Annotated in this window: 17 protein-coding genes; 13 read left to right on the forward strand and 4 right to left on the reverse strand. The window is 73.5% G+C overall.

Annotated features, from left to right (window positions below; all coding sequences use genetic code 11):
• The first annotated feature begins 36 nt into the window (after window positions 1–36).
• Both AB0B98_RS10760 and npdG read left to right on the forward strand, forming a co-directional pair.
• Window positions 37–1,467 (forward strand): RNB domain-containing ribonuclease, encoded by a 1,431-nt coding sequence (locus AB0B98_RS10760; RefSeq protein WP_357361985.1) that lies wholly within the window; start codon window positions 37–39, stop codon window positions 1,465–1,467.
• 138 nt (window positions 1,468–1,605) lie between these two features.
• The gene (gene npdG / locus AB0B98_RS10765; protein ID WP_091409546.1) at window positions 1,606–2,304 is read left to right on the forward strand and encodes an NADPH-dependent F420 reductase; all 699 of its coding nucleotides are present in this window, start codon (window positions 1,606–1,608) and stop codon (window positions 2,302–2,304) included.
• Window positions 2,305–2,408: 104 nt separating this feature from the next.
• Here the strand turns inward: npdG and panB are convergent, their stop codons facing one another.
• Window positions 2,409–3,254: a 3-methyl-2-oxobutanoate hydroxymethyltransferase gene (gene panB, locus AB0B98_RS10770; RefSeq protein WP_357361987.1), complete on the reverse strand. Its 846-nt coding sequence runs from the start codon at window positions 3,252–3,254 to the stop codon at window positions 2,409–2,411.
• A gap of 209 nt (window positions 3,255–3,463) precedes the next feature.
• On the reverse strand, window positions 3,464–5,221 hold the full coding sequence (locus tag AB0B98_RS10775; RefSeq protein ID WP_357361989.1) for an NAD+ synthase: 1,758 nt from the start codon (window positions 5,219–5,221) through the stop codon (window positions 3,464–3,466).
• A 271-nt stretch (window positions 5,222–5,492) separates the two neighbouring features.
• Here AB0B98_RS10775 and glnA point away from each other — a divergent pair, with 271 nt between their 5' ends.
• The 4 genes from glnA (at window position 5,493) to AB0B98_RS10795 (ending at window position 8,958) form a co-directional block, all read left to right on the forward strand.
• Window positions 5,493–6,842, forward strand: coding sequence for a type I glutamate--ammonia ligase (gene glnA / locus AB0B98_RS10780; protein ID WP_124855802.1), 1,350 nt, complete (start codon window positions 5,493–5,495; stop codon window positions 6,840–6,842).
• A gap of 89 nt (window positions 6,843–6,931) precedes the next feature.
• Window positions 6,932–7,357, forward strand: coding sequence for a DUF350 domain-containing protein (locus tag AB0B98_RS10785; RefSeq protein WP_238671429.1), 426 nt, complete (start codon window positions 6,932–6,934; stop codon window positions 7,355–7,357).
• Between the two features lie 325 nt (window positions 7,358–7,682).
• Entirely contained in the window at window positions 7,683–8,375 is a 693-nt protein-coding gene (locus AB0B98_RS10790) for a WYL domain-containing protein (protein WP_357361991.1), read from the forward strand.
• Window positions 8,376–8,574: 199 nt separating this feature from the next.
• Window positions 8,575–8,958 carry a VOC family protein gene (locus tag AB0B98_RS10795; RefSeq protein WP_357361993.1) on the forward strand — a complete coding sequence of 128 codons (384 nt, stop codon included), beginning with the start codon at window positions 8,575–8,577 and terminating at the stop codon, window positions 8,956–8,958.
• A 428-nt stretch (window positions 8,959–9,386) separates the two neighbouring features.
• Here the strand turns inward: AB0B98_RS10795 and AB0B98_RS10800 are convergent, their stop codons facing one another.
• Window positions 9,387–9,887, reverse strand: coding sequence for a hypothetical protein (locus AB0B98_RS10800; RefSeq protein ID WP_357362028.1), 501 nt, complete (start codon window positions 9,885–9,887; stop codon window positions 9,387–9,389).
• Window positions 9,888–10,072: 185 nt separating this feature from the next.
• On the opposite strand from AB0B98_RS10800, the gene AB0B98_RS10805 reads away from it, so the two are divergent.
• The gene (locus AB0B98_RS10805) at window positions 10,073–10,999 is read left to right on the forward strand and encodes a virginiamycin B lyase (protein WP_357361995.1); all 927 of its coding nucleotides are present in this window, start codon (window positions 10,073–10,075) and stop codon (window positions 10,997–10,999) included.
• A gap of 76 nt (window positions 11,000–11,075) precedes the next feature.
• Here AB0B98_RS10805 and AB0B98_RS10810 read toward each other — a convergent pair whose 3' ends face one another.
• Window positions 11,076–12,011 carry an LD-carboxypeptidase gene (locus tag AB0B98_RS10810; protein ID WP_357361997.1) on the reverse strand — a complete coding sequence of 312 codons (936 nt, stop codon included), beginning with the start codon at window positions 12,009–12,011 and terminating at the stop codon, window positions 11,076–11,078.
• 102 nt (window positions 12,012–12,113) lie between these two features.
• Between AB0B98_RS10810 and AB0B98_RS10815 the strand changes: the two genes are divergently transcribed.
• From AB0B98_RS10815 to AB0B98_RS10840, 6 genes are all read left to right on the forward strand, one after another.
• Window positions 12,114–12,881 carry a type 1 glutamine amidotransferase gene (locus AB0B98_RS10815; protein ID WP_357361999.1) on the forward strand — a complete coding sequence of 256 codons (768 nt, stop codon included), beginning with the start codon at window positions 12,114–12,116 and terminating at the stop codon, window positions 12,879–12,881.
• Window positions 12,881–15,898, forward strand: coding sequence for a bifunctional [glutamine synthetase] adenylyltransferase/[glutamine synthetase]-adenylyl-L-tyrosine phosphorylase (locus tag AB0B98_RS10820; RefSeq protein ID WP_357362001.1), 3,018 nt, complete (start codon window positions 12,881–12,883; stop codon window positions 15,896–15,898). Before AB0B98_RS10815 ends, AB0B98_RS10820 begins: the two co-directional genes overlap by 1 nt.
• Entirely contained in the window at window positions 15,891–17,510 is a 1,620-nt protein-coding gene (locus tag AB0B98_RS10825) for a hypothetical protein (RefSeq protein ID WP_357362003.1), read from the forward strand. The genes AB0B98_RS10820 and AB0B98_RS10825 overlap by 8 nt, the downstream gene beginning before the upstream one ends.
• A 48-nt stretch (window positions 17,511–17,558) precedes the next feature.
• Window positions 17,559–18,959: a polyprenol phosphomannose-dependent alpha 1,6 mannosyltransferase MptB gene (mptB, locus tag AB0B98_RS10830; RefSeq protein ID WP_357362005.1), complete on the forward strand. Its 1,401-nt coding sequence runs from the start codon at window positions 17,559–17,561 to the stop codon at window positions 18,957–18,959.
• A gap of 15 nt (window positions 18,960–18,974) precedes the next feature.
• Window positions 18,975–20,555, forward strand: coding sequence for a polyprenol phosphomannose-dependent alpha 1,6 mannosyltransferase MptB (gene mptB / locus AB0B98_RS10835; RefSeq protein ID WP_357362007.1), 1,581 nt, complete (start codon window positions 18,975–18,977; stop codon window positions 20,553–20,555).
• Window positions 20,524–20,837, forward strand: a 314-nt coding sequence (locus AB0B98_RS10840) for a hypothetical protein (RefSeq protein ID WP_357362009.1), incomplete at its 3' end; no start/stop codon positions are given. The genes mptB (AB0B98_RS10835) and AB0B98_RS10840, both read left to right, overlap by 32 nt.

The raw sequence follows: 20,837 nt of genomic DNA on the forward strand, positions 1-20,837 counted from the left end.
GAAGCGGATCACCCGTGGCGCTGTCAGGATTGACCCGTGGTCATTCGACGCGTACTCGCGCCCCGCATCGACTTCGGCGCGTTGCGCCGCGAGCTCGGCCTGCCCGAGGAGTTCCCGGCCGACGCCCAGCGTGAAGCCGACAAGGCGGCTGCGGCACCGCCGCAGCCGCCCGTCGACCGCACCGACATCCCGTTCGTCACTGTCGACCCCGCCACCTCGCGGGACCTGGACCAGGCGATGCACCTCAGCCGCCGCCTCGGTGGGGGCTACCGGGTGCGGTACGCGATCGCCGACGTCGCCGCGCACGTCACACCGGGTGGGGCGTTGGAGGCGGAGACCTGGCGGCGGGGGCAGACCATCTACCTGCCCGACGGCAACGTGCCGCTGCACCCGCACACCCTCAGCGAGGGGGCGGCCAGCCTGCTGCCCGACGACGACCGGGCCGCTGTGGTCTGGACCATCGACCTGGACGCCGACGGCGGCACCGTCGCCGTCGAGCTGGAACGCGCACTGGTCCGCAGCCGCGCCAAACTGGACTACACCGGGGTGCAGGCGGCAGCCGAGGCCGGCCGGCTACCCGACCCGATCGCGCTGCTGCCGGAGATCGGCGACCGACTGACCGCCCGTGGGCTGAGCCGGGGCGCCATCAACCTGCCGCTGCCCGAGCAGGATCTGGAGCCCGACGGTGAGGGCTGGCGGCTGGTGCTGCGCGCGCCGGTGCCGATGGAAGAACACAACGCGCAGATCTCCCTGCTGACCGGGATGGCTGCCGCCGACATCATGCTGGCCGGCCGGGTGGGTCTGCTGCGGACGATGCCGGCGCCCAAACCGGAGGCGGTGCAGCGGCTCCGGGCCGCCGCCGCGCCGCTGGGCGTGCACTGGCCGGACGACGTGGGCCCGGGGCAGGTCATCGCCGGTCTGGACGCCGCCCAGCCGCGCGCCGCCGCGTTCATCGACCAGGCGGCCGAGCTGATGCGCGGTGCCGCGTACACCGCCTTCGACGGGGAGCTGCCGGAGCAGCCGGAACATGGTGGCGTGGCGGCCGCGTACGCCCACGTGACGGCGCCGTTACGGCGGCTGGCCGACCGGTACGCCACAGAGGTCTGCCTGGCCCTGCACGCGGGCCAGGCGGTGCCCGACTGGGCCCGTGCCGCGTTGCCCCGGCTGCCCGAGGTGATGGCGAGCACCGACCGGGTCGCCTCGGCGGCCGCTCGTGGCGCCGTCGAGTTGGCCGAGGCGGCGGTGCTGGAGCACCGGGTGGGTGAGACCTTCGACGCGGCCGTCCTCGACGTCGACGCCCCGCCCAACGGCAAGTCCCGGCCCCGCCCGCCCGGCGGCACCGTCGCGCTGGACGCCCCGCCGGTACGCGCCCGCTGCCTCGGCCAACTGCCGCTCGGCGAACGGGTCCGGGTCCGCCTCGTCACCGCCGACCCGGCGGCCCGTACCGTCCTGTTCGAGCTGGCCTGAGCGGGCCGCCGGCCCGTCGTCCATGGGCGTGGTCGCCGGCCTTGGCCCGGTCCTCGGCGGCGCTGTCGCTCGCGGCAGCGGGGATTCTCACAGCGCTCGGCGCTGCTGACCGGCCGAGCGGTTTGCGAGGATGAGGGAATGGCATACGACGCGAGCACCCTGCCCGACGTGTCCGGGCTGACTGTCGGCATCATCGGCGGCACCGGCGACCAGGGGCGGGGCCTCGCCTACCGGTTCGCGCGGGCCGGCCAGACGGTGCTGATCGGGTCCCGGTCGGCGGAGCGGGCCGCCGAGTCCGCGGCCGAGATCGCCGCCCTGCCCGGGGTGCCGGCCGGCGGCAGCGTCACCGGTGCGGCCAACGACGAGGTGGCCCGACGCAGCGACGTGGTGATCATCGCGGTGCCGTGGGACGGGCACGCCGCCACCGTCGCCGCCCTCGCCGAGCCGCTCGCCGGCCGGATCGTCGTCGACTGCGTCAACCCGCTCGGCTTCGACAAGCAGGGCCCGTACGCGCTGACCGTCGCCGAGGGCAGCGCCGTGCAGCAGGCCGCCGCGCTGCTGCCCGACTCCCGGGTCTGCGCCGCGTTCAACCACGTCAGCGCTCCGCTGCTGGCCGACCCCGAGGTCGACCGGATCGACCTGGACGTGCTGATCTGCACCGAGGACCGCGAGCTGGTCGACATCGTCGGCGCGCTCGCCGCCCGGATCCCCGGCATGCGGGGCATCTACGCCGGCCGGTTGCGCAACGCCCACCAGATCGAGGCGTTCACCGCCAACCTGATCGCCATCAACAAGCGCTACAAGGCGCACGCCGGCATCCGCGTCACCGACCTCTGACCCGCGAGCGGCGCGATCCACTCCGGTTTCACGAAGACGGGGTGTCCCGGTGCCCGGGACACCCCGCTTTCGGCGCAACCGAGCGGATCACGCCGTGCCCGGTCCTAGAAGGTGTGTTCGGCGGCGGGGAACTCGCCGCCGCGGACCTCGTCGGCGAAACGGCGGGTGGCGTCGGTGAGAGCGCCGGCCAGATCCGCGTACCGCTTGACGAAACGGGGCGCCTTGCCCGTCCGCAGCCCGGCCATGTCCTGCCAGACCAGCACCTGCGCGTCCGTGTCCGGGCCCGCGCCGATGCCCACAGTGGGAATCGGCAGCTCGTGGGTGATCCGCTTGGCCACCTCGCCGGGCACCATCTCCAACACCACGGCGAACGCGCCCGCCTCCGCCACCGCCCGCGCGTCGGCCAGCACCTCGTCAGCGGCGTCGCCGCGACCCTGCACGCGGTAGCCACCCAGGGTGTGCTCGCTCTGCGGGGTGAAGCCGATGTGCGCCATCACCGGGATGCCGGCGCCGACGATCGCGGCGATCTGCGCGGCGTTGCGGCGGCCACCCTCCAACTTCACCGCGTGACAGCCACCCTCCTTCATGAACCGGACAGCGGTGCGCAGCGCCTGGGCCGGGCCCTCCTCGTACGAGCCGAACGGCAGGTCACCGACGACCAGCGCCTGCCGGGTCGCCCGCACCACTGCCCGGACCAGCGGAAGCAGCTCGTCGGCGGTGATCGGCAGGGTGGTCTCGTAGCCGAACACGTTGTTGGCTGCCGAGTCGCCGACCAGCAACACCGGAACGCCGGCCTGGTCGAAGATCGACGCCGTGTACTGGTCGTACGAGGTCAGCATCGGCCAGCGCTCGCCGCGCTCCTTGGCGGCCGACAGGTCGCGGGTGCGGACCCGTCGGGTGGCCGGGCCGCCGTACAACGCGGTCACCTCGTGCGGAGTGGACTCCACCATCTCTGTCTCCCTTCCTCGAGGCCGCCTGCGCGGTCCCCGGGTTCCGTCGCGATCGTCGCACCGCGAGACGGGCTGACGGCAGGGCCCAGTGCAAGATGTCACTCCACCAGCGCGGGGCCGCCCCACCCGGCCACCCGGGACCGCGCCGTGAGGTCACCGCGCGGCGGCGCCGGGCCGCGCCACCGACCCGGCACCCCCAGGGGTACGGCTCAGCCGTGCTCGCGCCACCGGTTGGTGATCGGCAGACGGCGGTCGCGGCCGAACGCCTTCATGGAGATCTTCGTGCCCGGCGCCGACTGCCGTCGCTTGTACTCGGCGGTATCCACCAGCCGCAGCACCTTGTCCACGATCGCCGGGTCGTGACCCGACTCGACCAGCCCGTCGCGGCCGAGGTCGCCGTCGACGTAGCCGATCAGGATCGGATCCAGGACGTCGTAGTCGGGCAGGCTGTCGCTGTCGAGCTGGCCCGGGCTCAGCTCGGCGCTCGGCGGCTTGCCGATCGAGTTCTCCGGGATCGGGGCTGTCTCACCGCGCCGCGCCGCGTCCCTGTTGCGCCACTTCGCGAGCCGCCAGATCAGCGTCTTCCAGACGTCCTTGACCGGGTTGAAACCGCCCACCGAGTCGCCGTACAGGGTGGAGTAGCCGACCGCCAGCTCACTCTTGTTACCGGTGGTCAGCACCAGGTGGCCCTCCTGGTTCGACAGCGCCATCAGGATCACGCCACGGACCCGGGCCTGCAGGTTCTCCACTGCCACGCCGGACAGCGACAGGTTGGCCAGGAAGCCGTCGACCATCGGCTGGATCGGCTCGACCCGGTAGTCCAGGCCGGTGCGCTTGGCCAGGTCGGCGGCGTCCTCCCGGGAGTGCTCCGAGGAGTGCTGGCTGGGCAGCGACACCCCGACCACCCGGTCCGGCCCGAGCGCGTCGACGGCGAGCGCCGCCACCACCGCCGAGTCGATGCCCCCGGAGAGACCGAGCACCACCGACGGGAACCGGTTCTTGTTGACGTAGTCGCGCAGACCAAGCACCAGCGCCTGCCACACCTCGGCCTCGTCGGCCACCGGCTCGATCAGCCCGCCGGTGGCGGCCGGGCCGGACGGCGCGGGCGGAATGCCGTCCAGCGTGCTGTGCACGATCCGCATGCCGTCGGCCAGCGTCTCGGTGGTCGGCGCGTCGGCGGCGGCCGGCAACTCGACGTCGTGCACGAGCAGGTGTTCGACGAACTGCGGTGCCCGGGTGAGCAGCTCACCGTCGGCGGTCACGATCATCGAGTCGCCCTCGAAGACCAGCTCGTCCTGGCCGCCCGTCATGTTCACGTACGCGATGGCGGCGCCCGCCTCGGCGGCGCGGCGGCGGACCAGCGGCAGCCGGATGTCGTCCTTGTTCAGCTCGTACGGCGAGCCGTTGATGTTGACGACCAGGCCGACGCCGGCCCTCCGGGCGGCGGCGAACGGACCGCCGGCCTGCCACAGGTCCTCACAGATGGTCAGCGCGACGTCCACGCCGCCGATCCGCACAACTGTCAGCGCGTCACCCGAGACGAAGTACCGGTCCTCGTCGAAGACACCGTAATTGGGCAGGTGGTGCTTGAAGTAGCGGGCGGCCACGACGCCCCGGTGCAGCAGCGCGGCGGCGTTGCGGGCACCTCGGCCCGGCTCGGCGTCCCCGCTGACCTGCGGCGGGCCGTCGGCGTCCAGGTAGCCGACCACGACCGGCAACTCGCCGAGACCATCGGCGGCCAGGTCGGCGGCCAACCGCTCCACGGCGGCCCGGGACGCGGCGACGAAGGAACGCCGGAAGACGAGGTCCTCGACCGGGTACCCGGTCAGCATCATCTCCGGGAAGAGCACCAACTGGGCACCGGCATCGGCGGCCTGGCGAGTCCAGCTGCGGACCAGGTCGGCGTTTCCGGCGAGGTCGCCGACGCTCGGGTTGACCTGGGACAGGGCGAGACGCAGGGTGGGCATGCCTTCATCTTGCCCCAGCCCCCGCGCGACAATCCGTACCCTCGGACGAGATTGCCGCCACCCGCCGCGACGCCGCAGCGGCAGGAGCTCGGCCGTCGTGGCGGCGGACGCCGTGGTACGGCGGGGGCACGCGCTCGCCGGGCGGGACACGAAGGGACGGCCGGCGGCAGTTCGCGTAACGTCTGCGTAACCAGGCCCGGGAACACTGGGCGATCAGGTCGGGTGCAGCCCGGCCAAGGCGGACAAAAGAGTGTCGCGAGGGGTTGGGGAAGTGGACCGTCAGCAGGAGTTCGTCCTCCGCACGCTGGAAGAGCGGGACATCCGGTTCGTCCGGCTGTGGTTCACCGACGTTCTGGGCACGCTCAAGAGCGTTTCGGTGGCCCCCGCCGAGCTCGAGGCGGCCTTCGAGGAAGGCATCGGCTTCGACGGCTCGGCGATCGAGGGCTTCGCCCGGGTCTTCGAATCGGACATGGTGGCCATGCCCGACCCGACCACCTTCCAGGTCTTCCCCTTCGAAGGCGGCGTCAGCGGCGAGAGCGCCCGGATGTTCTGCGACATCCTGCTGCCCGACGGCGGGCCGTCCTGGGCAGACCCCCGGCACGTGCTGCGCCGCGCGCTGTCCAAGGCAGCCGAGAAGGGCTTCACCTTCTACACCCACCCCGAGATCGAGTTCTTCCTGCTCGAAAACGGTCCGCAGGACGGCTCGGTGCCCACCCCGGTCGACACCGGCGGCTACTTCGAGCACACCACCCACGCGGTGGCCCGGGACTTCCGCCGTCAGGGCGTACTCGCCCTGGAACGGATCGGCATCTCGGTGGAGTTCAGCCACCACGAGGTCGCGCCCGGCCAGCAGGAGATCGACCTGCGCTACGCCGACGCGCTCACCACCGCCGACAACATCATGACCTTCCGGCACGTGGTCAAGGAGGTCGCGCTCTCCACCGGTGTGCAGGCCAGCTTCATGCCGAAGCCGTTCACCGACCAGCCGGGCAGCGGAATGCACACCCACCTGTCGCTGTTCGAGGGGGAGCGCAACGCCTTCCACGACGGCGGCGACCCGATGAAGCTGTCCAAGGTGGCGAAGTCGTTCATCGCCGGCCTGCTGGTGCACGCCCGGGAGTACACGGCGGTCACCAACCAGTGGGTCAACTCGTACAAGCGGCTCTTCCCGCAGCACCTGCCCGACCGGATCACCGAGAGCCCGGCGTACGTCTGCTGGGGTCACCTCAACCGGTCCGCGCTGGTCCGCGTTCCCGCGTACGGCAAGCCCAACTCGGCCCGCGTCGAGGTCCGCTCGCTGGACTCCGCGGCCAACCCGTACCTCGCCTTCGCGGTGCTGCTCGGCGCCGGCCTGAAGGGCATCGAGGAGGGGTACGAGCTGCCGCCGGGCGCCGAGGACGACGTCTGGTCGCTGACCAGCGCTGAGCGTCGTGCCATGGGCTACGAGGCGCTGCCGGAGAACCTCGCCGAGGCGATCGACGTGATGGCCGGCTCCGAACTGGTCGCCGAGGTGCTCGGCGAGCACGTCTTCGACTTCTTCCTGCGCAACAAGCGGGCCGAGTGGGAGCAGTACCGCCGTGAGGTCACCCCGTACGAGCGGCAGCGCTACCTGGCCCTGTAGACGCAGGGGCTGACGCCGTTGCGCGCTGCCGCTATCGTCTCGATCACCGCGCCGGTACCCCTCCGGGCGGAGAGTCGGGAGGCAAGTCGGTGCTGGAGGATCTGTTCAGCGGTGCCTGGCAGAGCGTCGTGTTCGGGATCGTCGGCGTCGGCCTGATGGCCGCCGGTTTCGGGCTCGTCGACCTGCTCACCCCGGGACGGCTGCGGGACCTGATCTGGGTCGAGCGCAACGCCAACGCGGGGTTGCTGCTCGCTGCCAACCAGCTCGGCATCGCCGGGATCGTCTTCACCGCGATCCTGACCAGCTACAGCGACTTCGGCAAGGGGCTCGCCTCCACAGTGGTCTTCGGCCTGGTCGGGTTGGCGATCATGGCGCTGGCCTTTCTGGTGCTGGACCTGCTCACCCCCGGCAAGCTCGGCGAGGTCATCTGCTCACCCGAGCCGCACCCGGCCGCCCGGGTCAGCGCCGCCACCCACTTCGGGGCCGCGCTGATCGTCTGCGCCTGCATCGCCTGAGGCGGCTTTCCGCGTCGCCGTGCGGGCGGTCCGTCGTGCGGGCGGTTCGTCGTGCGGGCGGTCTGCCGTGTGGGCGGTCCGCTGTGCGGGCGGTTCGTCGTGCGGGCGGTTCGTCGTGTGGGCGGTTCGTCGTGTGGGCGGTTCGTCGTGCGGGTGTGCGTCTGCGGTCGTGCGTCCTGGCGGGTGTGCGTCTGCGGCTGTGCAGATCTTGGACAGTTTCCGTTATCTCCTGACGGAAACTGTCCAAGATCTCTGGCCGGCGGGGGCGCTCGCGGTCGGTGGGCGGTCGCCGCGGGCGTCGTACCCCGGCCGTAGCGTGCCGGGCATGAACCGTACGGATCGCCTCTACGCGCTGGTCGAGGAGCTGCGGGCGGTGTCACCACGGCCGCGCAGCGCCAGCTGGCTGGCCGCGCGCTTCGAGGTGAGCAGCCGGACCATCGAACGGGACCTCGGCGCGTTGCAGGAGGCCGGGGTGCCGATCTGGGCCGAGCCCGGGCGCACCGGCGGCTACGTCCTCGACCGCGCCCGCACCCTGCCGCCGGTCAACCTGACCGCCGCCGAGGCGGTGGCGATGGCAGTGGCGCTGCACCGGCTCGCCGGCTCGCCGTTCGCCGCGCCGGCCGCCACCGCGCTGCGCAAGCTGGTGGCGGTGCTGCCGGCCGCCGACGCCGCCGAGGCGCACCGCCTCGCCGGCCGGGTGCACCTGATCGGCGACGGGCCGGCCACGCCCGTCCCGGCCACGGTCGCCGACGCGGTCGCCGCGCGGCGGGTGCTGCGCATGCGGTACGCGGACCGCTCCGGCGCCGACTCGACCCGTGACGTCGAGCCGCTCGGCTACCTCGGCAACTCCCGACACTGGTACCTGGTGGCCTGGTGCCGGCTGCGCGACGAGCTGCGCTGCTTCCGTACCGATCGGATCCGGAGCGTCCGGGCGCTGCCCGACGTGGTGGCCCGGGAGCTACGCCTGACGGATCTCGACATCCCGCACGAGCGGGTCCGCCCGCTGAGCCTGGTCTGAGACGGGCTCGGCTCTGAGAGGGGCTCGGCGCGGCGGCCTGGTCTGAGACCTGTCGGCGGGGCGGCGGGCCATGGTGAGCCTCGTCGCTGGAAACCCCGCCGGGTGATCCGAAAACACCGACAGGACGCTGTCGCCAACGACCCCGAGACTGCTCCAGACGACGGCCGATCGGCCGGCACGGAAATTCTGGAGGCATGAGATGTCCAGGTCCACCACGCCCATCACCTGGTTCGAGATCGGCACCGACCGGCCCGAGGACGCGGAGCGGTTCTACGGAGACCTGTTCGGCTGGACCTTCGAGGAGCAGGGCTCGACCAACGGTGGGTCCTACCGCGTGACCGGGGCCGGCGGCGACACCGGGATCGGCGGGGCGATCCGGGCAACCGACGGGACGTCGCCCAACTACGCGGTGTTCTACGCCGAGGTCGCCGACGTGGCGGAAACCTGCCGACAGGCCGAAGCTGCCGGAGGGCGGGTGCTGGTGCCGGCGCGTACGACTCCGAGCGGTCTCACGTTGGCCCACCTCCTCGACCCGGCCGGCAACCACCTGGGCGTGTTCACGCCCCCGCCCCCGCAGCCCTGACCCCTTCCCGGGTGGCCGCGCTCCTTCCCGGGCCGCGCTCCTTCCCGGGCCGCGCTCCTTCCCGGGCCGCGCTCCTTCCCGAGCCACGCTCCTTCCCGGGCCGCGCTCCTTCCCGGGCCACGCGTGATCGACTCGGTTTTCATGATGTCGGGGTGTCCGAGCGCGCAGGACACCGCGACTTCACGGAAACCGAGTCGATCAAGCCGGTACAGGCCCGGGCCCGACAGGTCGGAACGGGCCTGCTGCGGGCGTGGGCCGACCGGGGCCTGCCCGGGGGCGTGTCGGGGTCGGACCGGGCCTACCCGGGGGTGTGTCGGGGGCGGACCGGGTCTGCTGTAGGGGGCGTGCCGAGGGCGGACCGGGCCTGTCCTGGGGGTGCCGAGGCCGGCCCCGGCCTGCTTGCGCCTGCCGGGGCCGGGCTCGTCGGACTACTTGCCGGGCGTACCAGCGCCGTGGTGGCCGCCCGGGCCGCGGTGGCCGCCGGGGCCGCGGTGGCCGCCGGGGCCGGGGAAGACGCCGGCCTCAACGGCGGTGGTGATGGCGTCGGCCTGCTCCTGGGTGAGCTTGCCGTCCTTGACCGCCTGGTCCAGGCGCTGCTTGAGCGCGGCCTGCCGGTCCTCGGCGGACGGGCGCTGCGGTCGGTCGGCCGGGCGGTGCTGCTCGCGGACCTTCTCCAGTGCGGCGGTCACCTTGTCGGTGGGAACGCCCAGCTCCTTGGCGAGCGCCTCGGCGAATTCGCCCTGCCGGTCGGCCTTCGCACCCGGGGCCCCGCCGGGCGCCGCGTCGGGCGCGACGGCGGTGTTGGCGCTTGGTGTCGGCGTGGGAGTGTCGGCGGCGAACGCGATCGTCGGGGCCGCGATCCCGACGCCGAGGACGCCGGCGGTGGCCAGGCCGGCCAGCAGGTGCTTCCTGCGGATGGTGCGGGACATGCTGTCCTCCAGAGGTTCGGTCATCCTGCGCTGTCGTGACCGACTGTGACCGGGCAGTCTGGGCGAAAGCCGTGGCGACCCTGTCAGCGAGCTGACAATCAGGGCCGGGCGGTGGGCGAAATCGGTTGTGTCGTCGCTGGCCGGGGGTCAGGGTGGACGATTCACCGACGGAAGGACACTGCGGCATGACCGTCGAGATTCGGGAGATTCCACTCGTCGAGCCGAGCACCGGACCGTACGGCATCACGCCTGGCCCGGACGGCGCGCTGTGGCTGACGTTGGCCCATGCCGGCGGGATCGCCCGGTTGTCGCCTGACGGCGAGGTCCGGACCTACCCGCTGGATCCGGCCGGCGGTCGACCGTTGATCATCACGGCCGGGCCGGACGGGGCGCTCTGGTTCACCCGCTCGGGAGACGACCGGATCGGTCGGATCACCATCGACGGTGAGCAGCGCACCGTCGCCCTACCGGCCGGCACCGGGCCAGGCGGCATCGCGGCTGGGCCCGACGGCGCGCTCTGGTACGCCGGGATGACCTCCGACACCATCGGCCGGGTGGAGACCGACGGCACCCACACCGCGTTCCCGCTGCCGGTGACCGGCGGGTTCGCCTCGATGATCACTGCCGGCGCGGACCAGGCTCTCTGGTTCACACTCAACCAGGCGAACGCGATCGGTCGGATCGACCTCGACGGCACTGTCACGCTGCACCCGTTACCCACAGCGAAGGCGGGCCCGGTCGGCATCACCTTGGGCGATGACGGCGTCATCTGGTTCGTGGAGATCGCCGCCGGTCAGCTCGGTCGGATCGACAGGGATGGAGAGATCGTCGAGTTCCCGCTGCCGGACCGGGCGGCCCGCCCGCACGCGATAGTGGCCGACCCGGATGGCGGCCTGTGGTTCACCGAGTGGGGTGCCAACCGGATCGGTCACCTCGACCCCGCCGGGCGAATCGAGGGCTACGCCCTACCCACCCCGAACGCCGAACCCCACGGCATCACCCGCACCCCCACCGGCATCTGGGCCGCCCTGGAAATCGGCGCAATAGCCCACCTGACCCACCCACCCGGCGGCGATCATGAAGTTATTGCCGCGACACGCCGTGGCAAGTGACAACAACTTCATGATCAATGGTGCCCGAGGTGGGCGGGCGGGGGCGGGTGGGGGCGGGCGGGGGAGCGGTGGGGGGTTAGTGGACTGCGGGGGTTGCGGTGAGGGTGGCGGTGGTGGTGTCTAGGGTGGCGGTGGTGCCTATCGGGACTGTGAGCTGGTTGGGGCCGTGGCCGATGGGGAGGCCGCCGAGGACCGGTACGCCCAGGTCGCCCAGACGTTCGGTGAGCACGTCGACGATTGTGGTGTCCCAGCCGTCGCCGCAGTCGGTGAACTGCCCGACCGCCACCCCGGCCAGTCCGTCCAGTGCGCCGGCCCGGCGCAGGTGGGTGAGCATTCGGTCGACCTTGTACGGGGGCTCCTGAACGTCCTCGATCAACAGCACCGCCCCGGTCAGGTCGGGCAGGTCCGGCGTGCCGATCGACGCGGCGATCATGCACAGGTTGCCGCCGAGCAGGGTGCCGGTGGCGCGACCCGGTACGCGTACGCCGAAGGTCTCCTCGGTGGGGACCGCGGTGATCGACACCGGTTCGGTGGTCATCAGTGCCGCGTGCAGGGACTCGGCGGAACGCAGTGGCGTCCGCTCGTCGCGCCAGGCCGCCCCGGGGCCGTGCACCCCGGCCAGGCGGGCGCCCCGCCAGAGTGCGAACTGCAGAGCGGTGATGTCCGAGAAACCGGCCACCACCTTCGGGTCGCGGCGGACGGCGGCCATGTCGATGGCGTCCACGATCCGCTGGGCGCCGTAACCGCCACGGGTGCAGATCACCCCACGCACGTCCGGGTCGGCGAAGGCCGCGTTCAGGTCGGCGGCGCGCAGGTCGTCGGTGCCGGCGAGGTAGCCGTGGCGGGCGTACGCGTTGGGCGCCGGCACCGGGCGCAGGCCCCATCCGGTGAGCAGCTCCATGCCCCGGGCCACCCGCTCCGGCGAGGTCGGCCCGGACGGCGACACCAGCAGCACCGTGTCACCCGGGCGCAGCACGGGCGGGCGTACGGCGGCGCTGTCCTCGCTGATCACAACCGCAGAGCCTAACGACCCCGACCATGGCCAGGCCGTCACCCAGCGGGCGGACCTGTGCCGGGGCGTGGTGCCGTGCGGCGTACCGGCTAGCCTCGACGGGTGGCAACCGCGCTGGTGATCGAGAACGACCCGACGGACGACGCGCGCCGGCTGGGTGAGTGGCTGACCGAGGCTGGGCTGGAGCTGTGGGTGGTACGCCCACACGCCGGCGACGAGCTCCCCGCCGACCTGGAGGGGTACGCGGCGCTGGTGGTGCTCGGCGGCGACCAACAGGCGTACCCGTTGCCGGACGGCTCGCCCGGCGCACAGTGGTTTCCGGCCGTGGAGGGCCTGCTGCGCAAGGCGGTCCGGTACCGGGTGCCGACCCTGGCGGTCTGCCTGGGCGCGCAGTTGCTCGCCACCGCGCACGCCGGGCTGGTGGAGCGCAGCCCGTCCGGGCCGGAGATCGGCCCCGGCGTGGTCGGCCGGCGCGACGCCGCGGAGAACGACCCGTTGTTCCGGTACGTGCCGTTGATCCCGGACGTGCTCCAGTGGCACGCCGACGAGATCACCGAGCTGCCTCGGGGCGCGACTCTGCTGGCCGCCTCCACCCGCTACCCGCATCAGGCTTTCCGCCTCGGTGACCGGGCCTGGGGGTTGCAGTTCCACATCGAGTGCGACGCCGCGATGATCGCCGACTGGGCCACCGAATCGACCCAACTCGCCGAGCTGGGCTACGACCCGGAGCTTGTGGTCGCGGCCTGCGCCTCGGTGCTGGCCGACGTCGAGGAGGTCTGGCAACCGTTCGCCGCCCGGTTCGCCGCGCTGGCCCTCGGCGAGCTGGACGACAGTACGACGCGGCGCGGCCTGCCGTTGCTCGGGCACTGATGAGCCGGCCGACCAGGGCACCGGGCCGGCTCGCCCGGTACGGCTTCGGCACCGCCGAAGGCGATGGCGGCGCGCGCGCCGCGGACCTGCTCGGCCCCGAGGGGCTGCGGCTGTGGCAGCCGGCCGAGCAGGAGCCGGTCGACGAGGCCGCCGCGGAACTGCTCGCCGCGCTGTCCCGGGCCGCCGACCCGGACCTGGCGCTGCGCCAACTGCACCGCATCGTGGAGGCGGAGGGCCGCAGCACCGAGGGCGCCGAGTCGCCGCTGCTCGCGGACGTGCACGCCGATCCCGGACTGCGGCGGCGGCTGATCGCTGTGCTCGGCGCGTCGGCGGCGCTCGGCGACCACCTGGTGGCCCACCCCGAGCACTACCAGGCGCTGCGGACCGCACCGGACGGGCTCGCCCCGACCGCCGAGGGGCGGTTGGAGCCGACCGACGGCGGCAACGCGGTGGCGGCGCTGCGGATCGCGTACCGCCTGGCGTTGCTGCGGATCGCGGCGGCCGACCTGACCGGCGGTCGCGGCCTGGAGCAGACGATGGCAGCGCTCTCCGCGCTGGCCGACGCGACGCTCTCCGCGGCGTACGAGATCGCTGTCGCGGAGCTGGCGGAGGGGACCGAGCGGCCCCGCCTGGCGGTCGTGGCGATGGGCAAGTGCGGTGGCGGCGAGTTGAACTACGTCTCCGACGTGGACGTCATCTTCGTGGCCGCCGAGGACGCCGACCTGTCCGCCGCGACCCAGGTGGCGACCCGGTTGATCTACATCTGCGGGCTGGTCGCCTGGCCGGTGGACGCCGCGCTGCGCCCCGAGGGCAGCCGCGGCCCGCTGGTGCGGACCCTCGCCAGCCACCTGGCCTACTACCGGCGGTGGGCGCGCACCTGGGAGTTCCAGGCGCTGCTCAAGGCCCGCCCGGCCGCCGGTGACCTGCCGCTGGCCCAGGAGTGGATCGATCAGCTCGCGCCGCTGGTCTGGCGGGCGGCCGAGCGGCCCGAAGCGGTCGAGGACGTCCGCGCCATGCGCCGCCGGATCATCGACCACATCCCGCCGAAGGAGCTGGAACGCGAGATCAAGCGCGGTCCCGGCGGGCTGCGCGACATCGAGTTCGCCGTCCAGTTGTTGCAACTCGTACACGGTCGCGGCGACGAGACGCTACGCCCGCCCGGCACCATCCCGGCGCTGCGCGCGCTCGTCGCCGGCGGCTACGTCGGGCGGGCCGACGGCGAGGCCCTGCTGCGCGGCTACCGCTTCCTGCGCAGCGTCGAGCACCGGCTGCAACTCCAGGGCCTGCGTCGTACGCACACGGTGCCCGCCGAGCCGGGCGCGCTGCGCTGGCTCGCCGCCGCGCTGGGTTTCACCGCCGCGCCGGGGCGCAGCGCGGTGGAGAGTTTCCGGGCCGAGTGGGTCACCCACGCCACCGAGGTACGCCGACTGCACGCCAAACTGCTCTACCGGCCGCTGTTGGAGTCGGTGGCCCGGGTGCCGGCCGACGGGTTGCGACTCACCCCGGAGGCGGCCCGGAACCGCCTGGAGATCCTCGGCTTCGCGGACCCGGCCGGGGCGTTGCGCCACCTCCAGGCGCTCACCGGCGGGGTGAGCCGCACGGCGGCCATCCAGCGCACCCTGCTGCCGGTGCTGCTCAGCGAGTTCGCCGACGCGCCGGAGCCGGACCGGGGGCTGCTCAACTACCGCAAGGTCTCCGACAAGCTGGGCAGCACCCCCTGGTACCTGCGGCTGCTGCGCGACGGCGGCCCGGTCGCCCGTCGGCTGGCCCGGGTCCTCGCGTTGTCCCGGTACGTCGCCGACCTGCTCGCCCGCGACCCGGAGGCGCTGCGGCTGCTGGCCGAGGAGAACGAGTTGGCGCCACGCGCGCCCGAGGTGCTGCGGGAGGGGTTCCTGGCGGCGGCGGCCCGGCACGCCGACCCGGTCGAGGCCACCAGCGCGGTGCGCGCGCTGCGACGTCGCGAGCTGGTCCGGGTGGCCTGCGCCGACGTGCTCTGCCGGGCCGGCGCGCTCGCGCCCAGCCCCACCCGGGCGGACGGCGCGAACCGGCCCGCCCGCGGGCTGTCCGACATCACCGCTGTCGGTACGGCGCTCGCCGACGTCACCGACGCCACTCTGGCCGCCGCGCTGCGGGCCGCCCAGGCCAGCCAACCGGCACCGGAAGGGCTGCGGTTCGCGGTGATCGGCATGGGCCGGCTCGGCGGGTACGAGTCGAACTACCTCTCCGACGCCGACGTGCTCTTCGTCTACGACCCGCCGCCGGGCACCAGCGAGAGCGCTGCCAGCGCCGCCGCGCACGCCGTCGCCGAGGAACTACGCCGGCTGCTCGGCGTACCCGCCCCCGACCCGCCGCTGGGCGTCGACGCCGACCTGCGGCCGGAGGGCCGCCAGGGTCCGCTGGTACGCAGCCTCGCCGCGTACGCGCAGTACTACGCGCGCTGGTCGCGGGTATGGGAGGCGCAGGCACTGCTGCGCGCCCGGTTCGTCTGCGGTGACGCCGACCTGGGCGCCGAGTTCGAGGCGATGATCGAGCCGGTGCGCTACCCGGCCGACGGGCTGACCCGCGAGCAGGTCGTCGAGATCCGGCGAATCAAGGCCCGGGTGGAGACCGAACGGCTGCCCCGTGGCGCCGACCCGGCCACCCACACCAAGCTGGGGCGCGGTGGGCTCGCCGACGTGGAGTGGGCGGTGCAGCTCGTTCAGCTCCGGCACGCCGGCGCGATACCGGCGCTGCGCGGCACGCGTACCCTCGACGCCCTCGCGGCGGCCGAGCGGGCCGGCCTGATCGACCCGGCGGACGCCGCGGAGATGGCCGCCGGTTGGTCCCTGGCCGCGCAGGTCCGCAACGCGTTGATGCTGGTCCGGGGCCGGGCCGGCGACCAACTGCCCCGGCACGGGGTGGAGTTGGCCGGGGTGGCCCGGCTGCTCGGCCGCGACGACCCGGGGGAGTTCCTTGACGAGTACCTGCGCACCGGCCGCCGCTCCCGGGCCGCTGCCGAACGGGTCCTCGATGCCTGACGCGTCGCCGCGTCCGACCGGGCGGAGCGTCGCGGGTTGGGCGGCGGCGACCGCTGTGGCGGTGCTGCTCGCCGTCGCGTTCCTTCTCGCGCCGCCGATGGGCACCGACCTCGCCGCCCAGGTGGCCCGTGCCGGGTTCACCGAGCGGTACGGGGCCGCGCCGGTCGACTTCGGCTGGTACGGCGGCGTCAACCAGTACGGCTACAGCCTCTTCACAGCCCGGTTGGGCGCGCTGATCGGGGTGCGTCCGCTGGGGGCGGTCGCCGCCGTGGTCGGCGCGGCAGCGCTGGGTTGGCTGTTCACCCGCAACCGGGCCCGCCGACCCCTGCTGGCCGGTGTCCTCGGCGCTGTGGTGCTGGTCGGCAACCTGGCGAGCGGGCGGATCACCTTCGCGGTCGGGTTGGCGTTGGGGCTGCTGGCGCTCTGCGCGGTCAGCGCGGAACGCCCGCCGCGCTGGCTCCGGTTGACGCTCGCCGCCGTCTGCGCCGCCCTGGCGACGGCGGCCAGCCCGGTCGCCGGGCTGTTCACCGGGCTGGCCGGCGCGGCGCTGCTGCTGGGCGCCCTGCGCACCGGTGACGGGCCGGGCCGCCCGCTGCCCGGAGGCTGGCGAGCCGAGCGACCACTGGCCGAGGCGTTCGTCCTGGCCGTGGCGCCCGCCGTCACGCTCGCCCCGATGGCGTTCGTCTTCGGCAACGGCGGCACCCAGCCGTACTCCGCCGAGTCGATGCGCATCAACGTCGCGCTCGCGGTGCTGGTGGCGGTCGTGCTGCCGCGTCGCCGCCGGGTGCTGCGCGTCGGCGCGGCGCTCACCGTGCTGCTCCTGATCGCCGCGTACTACGTGCCCAGCCCGATCGGTTCCAACGCGCTACGACTGCCGATGCTGTTCGCGCTGCCCGTGCTGGCCGGGTACGCCGCGTTGCCGGGGGCATGGCTGGCCGCGCTGCTCGCCGCGACAGTCTGGTGGCAGTCCCCGGTGATGGTGAGCGACGTGACCCGGGCCGGTGCCCCGGAGAGCGCCGCGAGCTTCTACCGACCGCTCGTCGCCGAACTCGACAGGCGGCAGCCGGCCGGGCGGGTCGAGGTGGTGCCGCTACGCGACCACTGGGAGTCCGCGTACCTGCCGCCGACAGTGCCACTGGCCCGGGGTTGGGAACGCCAGGTCGACAGCGACCGCAACGCGCTGTTCTACGACGGCAACCTGAGCGCGCAGACGTACGAGCAGTGGTTACGGCACGAGGCGGTGAGCTATGTGGTGCTCGCCCCGGACGCGCCGGCCGACAGGTGGGGCCGCGACGAGGCAGCGCTGATCCGCGGCGGCCTGCCGTACCTGCGGGAGGTCTGGCGTGACTCCACCTGGCAGATGTACGCCGTGGTCGATCCGACCCCGCTGGTCGGTGCCCCGGGTCAACTGGTCGCCGCCGACCGCGGCGCGGTCCGGCTGACCGCCACGCCCGGTGACGTGCTGGTCCGGGTGCGCTGGTCGCGCTGGCTCACGTTGAACGGCCCGGACGGCTGTCTGCGACAGGGCGCGGACGGGTGGACCGAGGTGCGGGTCCGCGCCGCCGGCGACTACTCGATCTCCAGTGGGTTGGCACCGGCGCGCCACTGCTGACAGTGCCTGCCGTCGGCCTCCCAGCGACGGGCTGGCAGCATGTCCGGCGTGCCTTCCCACCTCGCGCGCTGGACCGGCCTGGCCGGCTCGATGCTGCTCGCGCTCGCCGCTTTCCTCGGCGGCGCGTTTCCCGGCGGCCCCCTGCGCAGCACCCCGGTCAGCATCTGGCAGGGGCCCGACGGCCCGCTGATCCTCGCCGCCTGGTTGGTCGGCACCGGCCTGATGGCGTACGCCTGGTGGGCGCTACGTGACGGGGGACCCTCGACGCGCTGGGCGCTTGTCACAGTCGGGCTCTGGCTGCTGCCGTTGCTGATCGCACCGCCCTTCGGCAGCCGGGACGTGTACGCGTACGCCTGCCAGGGCGCCAGCTTCGTCGGCGGCATCAGCCCGTACGAGCAGGGCGTCTCCGCACTGCCCTGCCCCTGGCTGGACTCGGTCTCGGTCATCTGGCGCGACACCCCGGCGCCGTACGGGCCGCTGTTCGTGCTCATCGCGGGCGCCGTGGTGAAGGCCACCGGTTCGCTGACCGCCAGCATCGTGCTGTTCCGTGCGCTGTCGCTGGTCGGCGTCGTCCTCACCGCGTGGGCCCTGCCGACGCTGGCGCGTCGAGCCGGTGTGCCGGCGAAGCGGGCGGTGTGGCTGGCGTTGGGTTCCCCGCTGGTCGCCGCGCACCTGATCGGTGGCCCCCACAACGACGTGCTGATGCTCGCCGCGCTCGTCGGTGGGCTGGCAGTGGTGGCAGCGCACCCGGGCCGGCGCGGCATGCTGCTGGTCGGCGGGCTGATCCTCGGCATCGCGGTGGCGATCAAGGTGACCGCCGTGGTGGTGGTGCCGTTCGCCGCACTGGCGGCCACCGCGGGGCCGTACCGGATCCGCACGCTGATCCGCGACGGCGGCTGGGTGGTCGGCGGCACCGTCGCCGCCGTGGTCGGCGTGACAGTCGTCGGTGGGCTGGACTTCGGTTGGATCGGCGGGCTGTCCCAGGGTGGCGCCGCCATCGCCTGGACGTCCCCGTCGACAGCCGTGGGGCAGACGGCCGGGTACGTCGCGGCGCTGTTCGGTGGTCACATCGACGCGCTGCCGGTAACCCGCGGGATCGCCGTGGTCGTCCTGGCCGTACTGCTCGTCTGGTTCTGGTGGCGGGCCCGCACCCGCGACCCGCTGTACCACGCCGGCCTCGCGCTCGCCCTCACCGTCGCGCTCGCCCCCGTGGTGCACCCCTGGTACTGGACCTGGCCGCTGTTCGTGCTGGCCGCCACCGCCCAGCGGACCAGATGGTTCATCGTGGTCGCCCTGGTCGCGTCGTTCCTGGTGCTGCCCGACGGCACCGGGTTGCCCCGCTACACCAAGACGGTCGGGGCGCCGCTGATGACGCTGTTGGTGATCGTGCTGGTCATCCGGTTGGTACGGTCGGCGCGGGCGGCCCGTCAGCCGGTCGCCGCCGACTGAGGGAAGGTGCGCCCGGTGACCGCTCCCGGCCCGCCCGCTCGCCCACCGGTTGCCCGCGCCGCCCGGTACGTCGGCCTGGCCGGCGCTGCCCTGCTCGCCGTGGCCGGATACCTCGGCGGGGCACTGCCCGACGCCCCGCTGGGCGTGACACCCGCGTCGATCTGGCGAACCCCGGACGGCCCGGCGACGCTGACCTGCTGGCTGATCGGCACCGTGCTGCTGGTCGGGGCGTGGTGGTCACTGCGCGAGGGTGCGCCGTCGACCCGTTGGGCGTACGTCACCGCCGGGCTGTGGGCGTTACCGCTGCTGGTCGCGCCACCGCTGGGCAGCCGGGACGTCTACTCGTACGCCTGCCAGGGCTGGACGTACGCGCACGGCGTCGACCCGTACGCCGTGGGGGTGGCGGCGGCGGGCTGCCCCTGGCTGGACACTGTGGCACCGATCTGGCGGGACACCCCGGCACCGTACGGGCCGGTGTTCGTCCTGCTCGCGGCGCTCGCGGTGAGTGTCGGTGGTGGCCTCACCGGCACGCTCGTGACGCTGCGGATCATCACCGTGGCGGGGCTGCTGCTCGCCGCGCTCTGTGTGCCCGCTCTGGCCCGGGCGGCCGGGGTGCCGGCCCGTCGGGCGGTCTGGCTGCTGCTGGCCTGCCCGCTGGTCGGCGTGCACCTGGTGGGCGGGGCGCACAACGACGCCGTGATGCTCGGGCTGCTGCTGTGCGGGCTGCTGGTCGTGGTCCGTCGACCAGGTCGCCCGGCGGCGCTGCTGCTGGCCGGCGCGCTGCTCGGGCTGGCGGTCACTGTGAAGGCCAGCGCCGTGGTGGTGGTGCCGTTCGCCGTGCTGGCCGCGGTGCACGGCCGGTACACCGTTCGGGCGTTGCTGCGCCACTGTGGTTGGCTGGCCGGAGGGCTGCTCGCCGCGCTGCTGGTCACCTCGGCGCTGTCCGGCCTCGGCTTCGGCTGGGTCGGCGGCCTGACCCACAGTGGCGACTCGGAGCAGTGGACGTCACCACCCACCGCCGTGGGCTTCGTGGTCGACTACGCCGGCGCGCTGGTCGGCCGGGACCCGCAGGCGGTGCCGGTGGTCCGGACGGTGGCGCTGCTGCTGCTCGTCGGGGTGCTGCTGGTGCTCTGGTGGCGGGCCTGGCATGTGCTGCGCGGGCTGAACGAGGCCGCGGCTCCCGAGGCGAGGGGTTCGGGGGCGGGGAGTTCCCTGGTCGCGTCTTCGGAGTTCGCTTGTCCCGAGGTTGGGTGTCCTCCGGCGGCGCGGTCCCGGGTGGCGCTGCACGGCGCGGCGTTGGCGCTGGTCGCCACCGTCGTCCTGTCCCCGGTCTTCCACCCCTGGTACGCGACCTGGCCGCTGGCGCTGCTCGCGCTCACCGCCACCCGGACCACCTGGTTCGTGCTGCCGGCCGGGGCAGCGACCTTTCTGGCCCTGCCCGACGGCACCAACCTGGCCCGCTTCACGAAGGCCCCCGGCGCGGTGGCGATGACCGCCCTGCTCCTGTTCCTGCTCCTTCGGGTCCGGCAGAACGGGCCGAACCGCTCGTCACATCGACGATCCGATGCTCAAGATCGCGCCCGAACATGGTTGTAGTGGCATCGCCGGACGCCGACGCCACTACATCCTGAATCGAGCACGATCTTGGGAGCAGGTCCGGGGCCGGGGACGTGCCGGGCTGGGCGGTCAGCGGTGCGTGTTCCAGGTCGAGCCGAGGGTGGAGGGCCGGGCCAGCGGGCGCGTACGGCCGCCGGCAGGGCGGTATCCCGGGGGGCGTTACGAAACGGGCCGGGCCGGCTCCGCGATCGTCGAGAACGGCAGCCCGCTTCTCGCCGCCCGCACGCCTCTTGCGGATCATCTCGACCTCGACGGGCACAG

Origin of the sequence: Micromonospora sp. NPDC048947 (assembly GCF_040649495.1) — a bacterium.
GTDB classification, from domain to species: Bacteria; Actinomycetota; Actinomycetes; order Mycobacteriales; family Micromonosporaceae; genus Micromonospora; species Micromonospora alfalfae.